This window comes from Streptosporangium sp. NBC_01810 (assembly GCF_035917355.1).
GTDB lineage: Bacteria > Actinomycetota > Actinomycetes > Streptosporangiales > Streptosporangiaceae > Streptosporangium.
The window spans coordinates 3,552,540-3,563,839 of record NZ_CP109070.1 but is presented as its reverse complement, the minus strand read 5'-3'; the positions used below and the strand labels follow the sequence as shown (position 1 = coordinate 3,563,839).

9 protein-coding genes are annotated in these 11,300 nt (G+C 68.1%); 8 read left to right on the top strand and 1 reads right to left on the bottom strand.

The window, feature by feature from the left end; all coding sequences use genetic code 11:
* Positions 1-94: 94 nt before the first annotated feature.
* The 3 genes from OIE13_RS15975 to pssA all read left to right on the top strand — a co-directional run bounded on the left by OIE13_RS15975 (position 95) and on the right by pssA (position 2,680).
* Positions 95-1,084, top strand: a complete 990-nt coding sequence (locus tag OIE13_RS15975; RefSeq protein WP_326638909.1) for a TerC family protein — start codon at positions 95-97, stop codon at positions 1,082-1,084.
* 128 nt (positions 1,085-1,212) lie between these two features.
* On the top strand, positions 1,213-1,860 hold the full coding sequence (locus OIE13_RS15970; protein WP_326830180.1) for a phosphatidylserine decarboxylase: 648 nt from the start codon (positions 1,213-1,215) through the stop codon (positions 1,858-1,860).
* Positions 1,847-2,680, top strand: a complete 834-nt coding sequence (gene pssA, locus OIE13_RS15965; RefSeq protein ID WP_326638912.1) for a CDP-diacylglycerol--serine O-phosphatidyltransferase — start codon at positions 1,847-1,849, stop codon at positions 2,678-2,680. The genes OIE13_RS15970 and pssA overlap by 14 nt, the downstream gene beginning before the upstream one ends.
* A 101-nt stretch (positions 2,681-2,781) precedes the next feature.
* Here pssA and OIE13_RS15960 read toward each other — a convergent pair whose 3' ends face one another.
* Positions 2,782-3,423, bottom strand: a complete 642-nt coding sequence (locus OIE13_RS15960) for an MBL fold metallo-hydrolase (protein ID WP_326638915.1) — start codon at positions 3,421-3,423, stop codon at positions 2,782-2,784.
* Positions 3,424-3,685: 262 nt separating this feature from the next.
* On the opposite strand from OIE13_RS15960, the gene uvrA reads away from it, so the two are divergent.
* The 5 genes from uvrA (at position 3,686) to OIE13_RS15935 (ending at position 11,241) form a co-directional block, all read left to right on the top strand.
* Complete coding sequence (gene uvrA, locus OIE13_RS15955; protein WP_326638916.1) at positions 3,686-6,526, top strand: excinuclease ABC subunit UvrA; 2,841 nt, start codon at positions 3,686-3,688, stop codon at positions 6,524-6,526.
* Positions 6,527-6,729: 203 nt separating this feature from the next.
* Positions 6,730-7,182, top strand: coding sequence for a Rieske (2Fe-2S) protein (locus tag OIE13_RS15950; RefSeq protein ID WP_326638918.1), 453 nt, complete (start codon positions 6,730-6,732; stop codon positions 7,180-7,182).
* 299 nt (positions 7,183-7,481) lie between these two features.
* The gene (gene uvrC / locus OIE13_RS15945; protein WP_326647052.1) at positions 7,482-9,440 is read left to right on the top strand and encodes an excinuclease ABC subunit UvrC; all 1,959 of its coding nucleotides are present in this window, start codon (positions 7,482-7,484) and stop codon (positions 9,438-9,440) included.
* The gene (rapZ, locus tag OIE13_RS15940; RefSeq protein WP_326638920.1) at positions 9,437-10,309 is read left to right on the top strand and encodes an RNase adapter RapZ; all 873 of its coding nucleotides are present in this window, start codon (positions 9,437-9,439) and stop codon (positions 10,307-10,309) included. Before uvrC ends, rapZ begins: the two co-directional genes overlap by 4 nt.
* On the top strand, positions 10,306-11,241 hold the full coding sequence (locus tag OIE13_RS15935; protein WP_326638922.1) for a gluconeogenesis factor YvcK family protein: 936 nt from the start codon (positions 10,306-10,308) through the stop codon (positions 11,239-11,241). Before rapZ ends, OIE13_RS15935 begins: the two co-directional genes overlap by 4 nt.
* Positions 11,242-11,300 lie beyond the last annotated feature (59 nt).

Sequence of the window (11,300 nt, the reverse complement as noted above, 5' to 3'; positions counted from 1 at the left end):
GTCCGCACAGTCGACATATCTCAGTCGACGTCTTCACGCGGGCGGGAGAGACCTCCGGCAGTCTGTCGTGCGCACCGCCGGAGGGTTATCAGTCGTGATTGTTCCTGTCTGGGTATGGCTAGCCGTTATTGGCGGTCTGCTCGTCGTTCTCGCCTTCGACCTTTGGATAGTCGACCGGGGGGAGCCGCGAGAGTTCTCCCTCAAGCAGGCCGGGTCCTGGGTCGGCTTCTACGTCACGCTTGCGGTGATCTTCGGTATCGTTCTGTGGGTCTTCGCGGGTCCCACCCCCGCGGGGCAGTTCTTCGCCGGATACATCACCGAGTACAGCCTGAGCATCGACAACCTCTTCGTTTTCTACATCATCATGACCCGCTTCGCGGTGCCGAAGATCTATCAGCACAAGGTTCTGCTGATCGGCATTCTGATGGCGCTGGCCATGCGCAGCATCTTCATCGCCGTCGGCGCCGCCGCCCTGGCCAACTTCAGCTGGCTGTTCTACGTCTTCGGCCTGTTCCTGATCTATACGGCGGTTCAGCTCGTCCGCCAGTTCGGCCAGGAGGAGCACCTTCAGGAGAACGCGGTCCTGCGCTGGGCCCGGCGGGTGCTGCCGCACACCGACGACTACGTGGGTTCCAAGATCGTCGTCAAGGTCGACGGCAGGCGTATGGTCACCCCGCTGCTGATCGTCATGATCGCCATCGGTACCACCGACCTGCTGTTCGCGCTCGACTCGATTCCGGCGATTTTCGGCCTGACCACCGACGCCTTCATCGTCTTCACCGCGAACGCGTTCGCCCTGATGGGTCTGCGCCAGCTCTACTTCCTGCTGGGAGGCCTGCTTCAGCGGCTGGTCTACCTCAGCTTCGGTCTTGCGTTCATCCTCGGTTTCATCGGGGTTAAGCTGATCCTCGAGGCGCTGCACTCCAGCGGCGTCTCCTGGGCTCCCGAGGTGCCGATCTCGGTGTCACTGTCGGTCATCATCGTCACGATGGTCGTCACCACCGCGATCAGCCTGGCGAAGGTCCGGCGTGATGCTCGTGCGGGCAAGGAAAACACCGCTCCGGCGAGTGTCGAGCAGGGCTAGCGAATTGGCGTGTGAGGCGCTTTGCTTGTCTCATTGCGCCTTATAAGGGCTAAGAGATGGGTAGCATCCTGCCTCAGAGCAGGTAGACATACCGGTCTAATGCCGCAAGACATCACAAAAGGTTTCCTGTGTCCCACGATTCAGCAAGCCACCGGCCAGGTCCGCTGGGCCTGGCACGTGGCGTCTCCCCGTGGTTGCTCCCGGCCGTGGCCGCCGCCACCGTGACCTCCTTGCTCAGCCGCCGTGACCGGCGCTGGGCACTGGCGGCGGTTCCGCTGACCGCGCTCACCGGTGGGATGCTCTGGTTCTTCCGCGATCCGGATCGCACTCCGGGCACCGGGCGGATCCTGTCGCCCGCGGACGGCGTGGTGCAGAGCATCGATCCGTGGCCGGACGGCCGGACCAGGGTGGCGATCTTCATGAGCCCACTCGACGTGCATGTCAACCGGGCGCCACTGGCCGGCACGGTCACCTCGGTGGAGCACGTTTCCGGGGGGTACCTGCCCGCGTTCAACAAGGACAGCGACACCAACGAGCGGGTCGTCTGGCACCTGGACACCGCGCTCGGCGACATCGAGCTCGTCCAGATCGCCGGCGCGGTCGCTCGCCGTATCGTGCCCTACCTGGCCGAGGGGGCGAAGGTCGCCAGGGCCGAGCGGATCGGCCTGATCAGGCTTGGCTCGCGGGTCGACGTCTACCTCCCCGAGGGGATCGCCCCGGCTGTCTTCGTGGGCCAGAAGACCGTTGCGGGGGTGACCGGTCTTGACCACGGCTGACGCGAGCTGGCCGATGGACGAGACGGACGACGAGCCACAAGGACCCGTGGGCAAGGCGTTCCGCCTGTCGGCCGCCGACTCCCTCTCGCTCGGCAACGCCCTCTGTGGCTTCCTGGCGGTCTGCGTGCTCTCCTGGTCGGCCATCAACGCGCTGCAGGAGGGCAAGCCCTTCGCGGCCGACCCCCGGTTCTTCGGCACCGCCGTGGTGCTCCTGCTGATCGGTGCCACCTGTGACCTGTTCGACGGCCTGGTGGCCAGGAAGTTCCGTGCCTCGGCGATGGGCGCCGAGCTGGACAATCTCGCCGATGTGATCAGCTTCGGCTTCGCCCCCGCCTTCATGGTGGTCATCTGGGCGGGGTTCAACCAGCAGATCCCGTTCGTGCTGGTGATGGCCGCGGCGGCGTCGGTGCTGCTGGCCGGGGTCATCCGGCTCGCGCGTTTCGCCTGCGTGAAGACCAAGAGCGGCGACTTCATGGGCCTGCCCATCCCGATGGGCGCCATGACCGTGGTCTCGGTCGTACTGCTGTTTCCACCGTCGACCTGGACGATCCTGCCCATCTTCGGTGTGGCATATCTCATGGTGAGCCGGATCGAGTACCCCAAGCCCAAGGGCAACGTGGCCGCCGGGGTACTCGCCTGGATGATGATCAACGTCGCCTGCCTGACCATCTGGGTCGCGGGCCTGGCCGGTGGCGACACGCTGATCAAGGTCGGGGCCGTCATGCAGATGACGATCGTGGCGGCCATCCCGCTGCGTGTCCTGATGTTCAAGCGGGAGAAGCGCAAGGAGCAGCGCAAGGCGTCCGCCGGAGTCGGCTGACCGCCGGAACCGCCCGTCGTGGCCGGTCCCGGCGGGCGGTGGATCGATTCCTCAGGCTCGGCGGCGGCGCGGGCGGCTGAGGCCCCCGCCGCCGTGAGCGGTCACCAGCCCCGCTCGCGCCACTCGGGCAGGCAGGGGCGCTCGGCGCCGAGCGTGGTGTCCTTGCCGTGGCCCGGATAGACCCAGGTGTCGTCCGGCAGCCGGTCGAAGAGCCGCTCTGACACGTCGGCGAAGAGCCGGGCGAACCGCTCGGGGTCCTTGTTGGTGTTGCCGACACCGCCGGGGAAGAGCGAGTCGCCGGTGAACAGGTGGCCGGGGTGGTAGAGGGCGATCGAACCCGGGGTGTGCCCGCGCAGGTGGATCACCTCCAGGCCGACCTCGCCGACGGTGATCTCCTCGCCGTGCCCCACCTCCAGGTCCACCGGAACCGGAAGCCCCGGCGCGTCGAGCGGGTGGGCGATCACCGAGGCACCGGTCGCCCTGGCGACCTCCTCCAGGGCCTGCCAGTGGTCGCCGTGCTGGTGGGTAGTGATGATCTTGCTGATCGGCCGGTCACCGATGAGCTCCAGCAGCCGGTCGGGCTCGGCGGCCGCGTCGATGAGCGCGCCGTCGCCGGTCCGGGTGCACCGGATCAGGTAGGCGTTGTTGTCGAACGGGCCGACGGCCAGCTTGGCGATCGTCAGGGCGGGCAGCTCACGCAGGTCTGCGGGGCCGCCGACCCGCACATCACCGGTGTACGTCACGGATTCTCCTCGGATGGTGTCGCGGGGGAGTGGGTGGTGCCCGTCCCCACCCTCATCATTGCCGCCCGGCGGGTGGTGCGGGGCATAAGGGGGGTGTCCACGCCGTTGAAACCGAGGACGACCTGCCATGTCCAAGGGAGGACCGTAGTCTGGAGAGGCGGGGAACCCCTCAGCCCCGGATGCCGGCCCGGAAAATTGTCGGTCCCTCTCGCTAGTCTTCCCGCGACCGCTTCCAACCCTCTACAACGACGTCGGGACTACTGTGGCTGACCGCCTCATCGTGCGTGGTGCACGTGAACACAACCTCAAGGACGTCTCGCTGGACCTTCCGCGAGACTCTCTGATCGTCTTCACCGGGCTGTCCGGCTCGGGTAAGTCCAGTCTGGCCTTCGACACGATCTTCGCCGAAGGCCAGCGCCGCTATGTGGAGTCGCTGTCGGCGTACGCGCGGCAGTTCCTCGGGCAGATGGACAAGCCCGACGTCGACTTCATCGAGGGTCTCTCGCCGGCGGTGTCGATCGACCAGAAGTCGACGAGCCGCAACCCTCGCTCCACGGTCGGCACGATCACCGAGGTCTACGACTACCTGCGCCTGCTCTGGGCGCGCATCGGCAAGCCGCACTGCCCCCGCTGCGGGCGGGCGATCGCCAGGCAGAGTCCCGAGCAGATCGTCGACCGGGTGATGGAGCTCGAAGAGGGCACCCGCTTCCAGGTGCTCGCCCCGGTGGTCCGCGGACGCAAGGGCGAGTACGCCGAGCTTTTCAGTCAGTTGCAGGCCAAGGGCTTCGCCCGTGCCCGCGTCGACGGCACGGTGGTCCGGCTGGATGAGCCGCCGACGCTGAAGAAGCAGGAGAAGCACGACATCGAGGTGATCGTCGACCGTCTGGCGGTGAAGGAGGGCGCGAGCAGCCGCCTGACCGGCTCCGTGGAGACCGCCCTGCAGCTGTCGGGCGGGACGATCACCCTGGAGTTCGTCGACCTGCCGGAAAACGACCCGAACCGCGAGCGCTTCTACTCGGAGCACCTCTACTGCCCCTACGACGACCTGTCGTTCGAGGAGCTGGAGCCCCGCTCGTTCTCGTTCAACTCGCCTTTCGGCGCCTGCCCCGAGTGCACAGGCCTGGGCGTCCGCATGGAGGTCGACCCCGACCTGATCGTGCCCGACCCGGAGAAGCCGCTGGGCGAGGGCGCGATCTCCCCGTGGGCCGGTGGCCACACCAGTGACTACTTCGTCCGCCTCGTCGAGGCGCTCGGCCTGAACATGGGATTCAGCCTCGACACCCCGTGGGAGCGGCTCCCGAAGAAGGCGCAGAAGGCCCTGCTCTACGGCCACGACGAGCAGGTCCACGTCCGCTACAGCAACCGCTACGGCCGCGAGCGCTCCTACTACACCACCTTCGAGGGGGCCATCCCCTGGGTGCAGCGCCGCCACGGCGAGTCCGACAGCGACGGCATGCGCGAGAAGTACGAAGGCTACATGCGGGAGATCCCGTGCCCGGCCTGCGAGGGGGCCAGGCTCAAGCCGGTCTCGCTGGCCGTCACGGTCGACGGCCGCTCGATCGCCGAGGTCTCGGCGATGTCGATCGGCGACTGCGCGACGTTCCTGGCGGGGCTGAGGTTGTCGGACCGCGACATGCACATCGCCGAGCGGGTGGTCAAGGAGATCAACGCCCGGATGGGTTTCCTGCTCGACGTGGGCCTCGACTACCTGACCATGAACCGGGCCTCAGGCACCCTCGCCGGTGGTGAGGCCCAGCGCATCCGGCTCGCCACCCAGATCGGCTCCGGCCTGGTCGGTGTGCTGTACGTGCTGGACGAGCCCTCCATCGGCCTGCACCAGCGCGACAACCAGCGGCTGCTGGAGACCCTGATCAGGCTGCGCGACATGGGCAACACGCTCATCGTGGTCGAGCACGACGAGGACACCATCGCCGCCGCCGACTGGGTGGTCGACATCGGCCCGGGGGCGGGCGAGCACGGCGGCCAGGTCGTCGTCTCCGGCACCGTGGCCGAGCTGCTGGCCTCGGAGGAGTCGATGACCGGCGCTTACCTGTCCGGCCGCAAGACCATCGCCATTCCCGCCGTACGCCGCAAGCGCGACAGGAAGCGGCAGCTCACCGTGAAGGGCGCCCGCGAGCACAACCTCAAGGGCGTCGACGTGGAGTTCCCCCTCGGGTTGCTGACCGCGGTCACCGGGGTCTCGGGTTCCGGCAAGTCCACCCTGGTCAACGACATCCTCTACAACGCGCTGGCCAAGGAGCTGAACGGCGCGCGCACCGTCCCCGGCCGCCACGCGCGGGTCAACGGGATGGACCTGGTCGACAAGGTCGTGCACGTGGACCAGTCGCCGATCGGCCGCACGCCCCGTTCCAACCCGGCGACCTACACCGGGGTCTTCGACAAGGTCCGCGACCTGTTCGCGCAGACCACCGAGGCCAAGGTCCGCGGCTACCAGAAGGGGCGCTTCAGCTTCAACGTCAAGGGCGGCCGGTGCGAGGCGTGCTCGGGAGACGGCACCCTCAAGATCGAGATGAACTTCCTGCCGGACGTCTACGTGCCCTGCGAGGTCTGCCACGGGGCGCGCTACAACCGGGAGACCCTGGAGGTCCACTACAAGGGCAAGACGATCTCCGAGGTGCTCGACATGCCGATCGAGGAGGCCCTGGGCTTCTTCGACTCCATCCCGTCCATCAAGCGTTACCTGCAGACGCTCCACGACGTCGGCCTGGGGTACGTCAGGCTCGGCCAGCCCGCCACGACCCTGTCCGGCGGTGAGGCCCAGCGCGTCAAGCTCGCCTCCGAACTGCAGCGCCGCTCCACCGGCCGGACGATCTACGTGCTCGACGAGCCCACCACCGGCCTGCACTTCGAGGACATCCGCAGGCTGCTGGGCGTCCTGGGCAAGCTTGTCGACGGCGGCAACACGGTCATCGTCATCGAGCACAACCTCGATGTGATCAAGACCGCCGACTGGCTGATCGACATGGGTCCGGAGGGCGGCTCCAGGGGCGGCAGCGTGCTCGCCGTCGGCACGCCCGAGGATGTCGCCCTGATCGACGAGAGCCACACCGGCCGCTTCCTGCGCAAGATCCTCGGCACCTGAGGATAGTTTTATGGCGCTGTGTTTAATAAAGGGATGGATTGTCGGATTCAGGGTGTGATGTGGGTTTCCTGGCTGCCGTAATCAGGTGATCGCCGAGGAGCGGTGGGGTGTAATTCTTCACAGTCTCTTGATGCCTTGTACGGCATGCTGAACCGTCATCGGGGTGCAGTCATACCTGAACATGATGATCCTGGAGGAGATACATGACTGAGACGACACGTCGTACGGTGATCTTGGGTGCCGGAGGGGCAGGGGTGGCCGCGGTGCTGACCGCGTGCGGGAGTTCGGAAGAACCCGCGGCGGTCGGCGCTGACACCTCCTCGACCGCGCCCTCACAGGCGCCGGCGGCCGTCGCGGGCGACTCCGGGGCGAACGCCCTGGCCAAGACCGCGGACATCCCCGAGGGGGGCGGCAAGGTCTTCAAGGACCAGAAGGTCGTGATCACCCAGCCGGCCGCGGGCCGGTTCAAGGCGTTCACCTCCGTCTGCACGCACCAGGGATGTGACGTCGACAAGGTCGTGGACGGCACCATCGACTGTCCGTGCCACAACAGCAAGTTCAAGATCACTGATGGTTCCGTGGTGGACGGCCCGGCCACGAAGCCGCTGGAGGAGAAGGCGATCAAGGTGGACGGCGACTCCATCAGCCTCGCCTGAGTTCGGTCATGGCTCCGCCGCCGGGACGGATCGTCTCGGCGGCGGGGCCGCGCGTCACCGGTTCTCAGGCGCGGCAGGGCGTGCCGTGTCCGGGCAGGGTGGTCCGCCCACGGGGGTGAGCCAGGTGGCGTGCGGTGCGAGTCGCGATGCGCGTCGTGCCGGGAGAGCGGTGCCGGGAGAGCGGTCAGGTGGCGTGCGGTGCGAGTCGCGATGCGCGTCGTGCCGGGAGAGCGGTGCCGGAAAAAGCTGTAAGGAAACCTGTCGGTCCGGGCAGATAGGCTTTCCGTGTGGCGAGATCTGTGGGTGGTCCGGCGAGTTTCCGGCCGAAGCCGGGGTCGATCCCCGAGTCCCCCGGCGTCTACCGGTTCAAGGACGCCGGCGGCCGGGTCGTCTACGTCGGCAAGGCGAAAAGCCTGCGCCAGCGGCTCAACTCCTACTTCGCCGACTTCGCGAGCCTGCATCCGCGCACCCAGACCATGCTCACGACCGCCGTGGACGTCGACTGGACCGTCGTCGGCACCGAGGTCGAGGCGCTCCAGCTCGAATACTCCTGGATCAAGGAGTACGACCCGCGGTTCAACGTCAAATACCGCGACGACAAGTCCTACCCCTACCTCGCGGTGACCATGGGGGAGGAGTTCCCCCGGGTCCAGGTGCTGCGCGGGGCCAGGCGCAAGGGCATCCGCTACTTCGGCCCCTACTCCCACGCCTGGGCGATCAGGGAGACGGTCGACCTGCTGCTACGGGTGTTCCCGATCAGGAGTTGCTCGACGGGGGTGTTCCGGCGGGCCGCGCAGGTCGGGCGCCCCTGCCTGCTGGGTTACATCGACAAGTGCTCCGCCCCCTGCGTCGGCCGGGTCACCGCCGAGGAGCACCGGAAGCTGGCCGAGGACTTCTGCGAGTTCATGGCCGGCAACACCGGCCGGTTCGTCAGGCGGCTGGAGCGGGAGATGCGCGAGGCCGCCGTCGAGCAGGAGTACGAGCGGGCGGCCAGGCTGCGCGACGACATCCAGGCCCTGCAGCGGGCGATGGAGAAGCAGGCGGTGGTCCTGGGCGACAACACCGACTGCGACGTGATCGCCCTGGCGGAGGATCCGCTGGAGGCCGCCGTCCAGGTCTTCTACGTCCGCGACGGGCGCATCAAGGGCCAGCGCGGCTGGGTGGTGGACAAGGTCGAGGAGGCCACGCCGGGCGAGCTGGTCGAGCAGTTCCTCCTGCAGATGTACGGTGACGCGGCCGCCGAGGCGTTGCCCAGGGAGGTGCTGGTTCCCGTCCTGCCGCCCGACGCGGAGGCGGTTTCCGAGCTGCTCGGCGAGCACCGCGGGGCCAGGGTGGAGATCAGGGTTCCGCAGCGTGGCGACAAGAGGTCGCTGATGGAGACCGTCGAGCGCAACGCCGCGGAGTCCCTGAAGCAGCACAAGCTCAGGCGGGCCGGCGACCTGACCGCGCGGAGCAGGGCGCTGCAGGAGGTCGCCGACGCCCTCGACCTGGATCAGGTGCCGCTCCGCATCGAGTGCTACGACGTCTCCCACATGCAGGGCACCAACGTGGTGGCCTCCATGGTGGTGTTCGAGGACGGCCTGGCCCGCAAGAGCGAGTACCGCAGGTTCTCCGTGCGCTCCGCCGAGGGCGACGTCGCCTCCATCTACGAGGTGATCTCACGCCGCTTCAAGCGCTACCTGGAGGAGCGCTCGGTCACCGGGGATCTCGACGCCGACGCCCTGGCAGGACCGGACGAGGGACCAGGGGAGGGGCCGGAGGAGGGGCAGCGGGCGCCGGGCATCGACCCGGAGACCGGCAAGCCGCGCAAGTTCGCCTATCCGCCCAACCTGGTCGTCGTCGACGGCGGCCCCGCGCAGGCCGCGGCGGCCCGCAGGGCCCTCGACGAGCTGGGCGTCGACGACGTGGCGGTGTGCGGCCTGGCCAAGCGGCTGGAGGAGGTCTGGCTGCCCGGCGAGGACCTGCCGGTGATCCTCGCCCGCTCCAGCGAGGCCCTTTACCTTCTCCAGCGGGTGCGCGACGAGGCTCACCGCTTCGCCATCACCTACCATCGATCCAAGCGGTCGAAGAGCATCAAGGAAAGCGCTCTGGACGAGGTTCCCGGACTCGGCCCGGCCCGCAGGCAGGCGTTGATCAAGCATTTCGGATCGGTGAAACGGCTGCGGGAGGCGACCGCGGTGCAGATCTGCGAGGTTCCCGGGATCGGCCCCTCGACGGCCGAGACGATCGTGTCGGTCTTGAAGGGGCAGAACCCATGAGCGAAAGAGAGTCTGCGTTCGTCCTCGTCACCGGAATGTCGGGGGCGGGGCGGAGCACCGCCGCCAAGGCTCTGGAGGACCTGGGGTGGTTTGTCATCGACAACCTGCCACCGGGGCTGCTGTTCGCCATGGCCGAGGAGGCGGGACGGGTCAAACTGGCCGCCGACAAGGTGGCCGCGGTGGTCGACGTGCGCAGCCTGGCCTTCACCAGCGACCTCAACAGTGCCATCGAGGAGCTGGAGGGGCGTGGCGTCGGCGTGCGCGTGGTGTTCCTGGAGGCCAGTGACGAGGAGCTGGTCCGCAGGTTCGAGAACGTCCGCCGCCCGCACCCGCTGCAGAGTGACGGCCGGCTGGTCGACGGGATCGCCCGCGAGCGCGGCATCCTGCGCGAGGTCCGGGCCAACGCCGACCTGGTGATCGACACCTCCAACCTCAACGTCCACGAGCTCCGGGGGAAGATCGTCGCCTTCTTCGGCGGCGAGGACCGGCCGGGCCTGCGGGTCAACGTCGTCTCCTTCGGCTACAAGTACGGCCTGCCCGTCGACGCGGACATGGTCGTCGACTGCCGGTTCCTGCCCAATCCCCACTGGGTTCCCGAACTTCGCCCCATGAACGGTCTGAACACCCCCGTACGGGAGTACGTTCTCAACCAAGCGGGTGCGAAGGAACTTCTCGACGCCTACGACGAGGTGTTCGCCATCATCGCCTCCGGCTACACCCGCGAGGGCAAGAGCTACGCCACGCTCGCCGTCGGCTGCACCGGGGGCAAGCACCGCAGTGTCGCCATGGCCGAGCAGATCGGCGGCCGGCTGCGGGATCGGGGTGGCATGGAGGTGCAGGTAAGCCATCGGGATGTGGGCCGGGAGTGAATGAAGGTCTCAAGGTCGTCGCGCTGGGTGGAGGACACGGGCTGTACGCCTCGCTGTCGGCGCTGCGGAGGGTCACCTCCCGGCTGACGGCGGTGGTCACCGTGGCCGACGACGGAGGCTCCAGTGGCCTCCTGCGCCGTGAGTTCGGCGTGTTGCCCCCGGGAGACCTGAGGATGGCGCTGGCCGCCCTGTGCGGTGACGACGAGTGGGGCCACACCTGGAGTGAGGTCGTCCAGCACCGCTTCCGCAGCGACGGTGACCTGAACGGCCACGCGATCGGCAACCTGCTGATCGTGGCGCTGTGGGAGCGCCTGGGAGACACGGTCGCCGGACTCGACTGGCTCGGCCGGCTGCTCGGCGCGCACGGGCGGGTGCTGCCGATGTCCTCGGTGCCACTCGACATCGCCGCCGAGGTGGAACTGGACGGCCTGGTGAGCACGGTGCGCGGCCAGGTGGCCTGCGCGCTCACCCCCGGCAGGGTCCGGGCCATCTCGCTGGTCCCCGAGGAGCCGCCCGCGTGCCCCGAGGCCGTCGAGGCGGTCCTCGACGCCGACTGGGTGGTGTTCGGCCCCGGCTCGTGGTTCACCAGCGTGCTGCCCCACCTGAAGGTGCCCGAGCTGGCCGAGGCGTTGCACACCACCCGCGCGCGGCGCCTGGTCGCGCTGAACCTCGCCCCCCAGCCGGGGGAGACCGACGGCTTCTCCCCCCAGAAGCACCTGGAGGTGCTGCGCCAGCACGCACCCTCCCTGGAGGTCGACGTGGTCGTCGCGGACATCGGGGTGGCCGACGACTCCGAGGAGCTGGAGAAAGCCGTGGCCGGCCTCGGCGGGCGGCTGGTCCTGGCCTCCGTGGCGGATGAGGACGGCTCGCCGCGACACGATGCACAACGTCTTGCCTCCGTCCTGGACGAGATTTTCCGTGAGAAGCGTTGATCCTGGTCAGCGGTGCTCAGGAGTGCGAGAAACTTCTGTGAGCCCGATTTATCTCGGGC

Coding starts and splice junctions, on each gene's coding strand:
- OIE13_RS15950 (WP_326638918.1), top strand. CDS start 6,730: ATGACTGAGACGACACGTCGTACGGTGATCTTGGGTGCCGGAGGGGCA.
- rapZ (WP_326638920.1), top strand. CDS start 9,437: ATGAGCGAAAGAGAGTCTGCGTTCGTCCTCGTCACCGGAATGTCGGGG.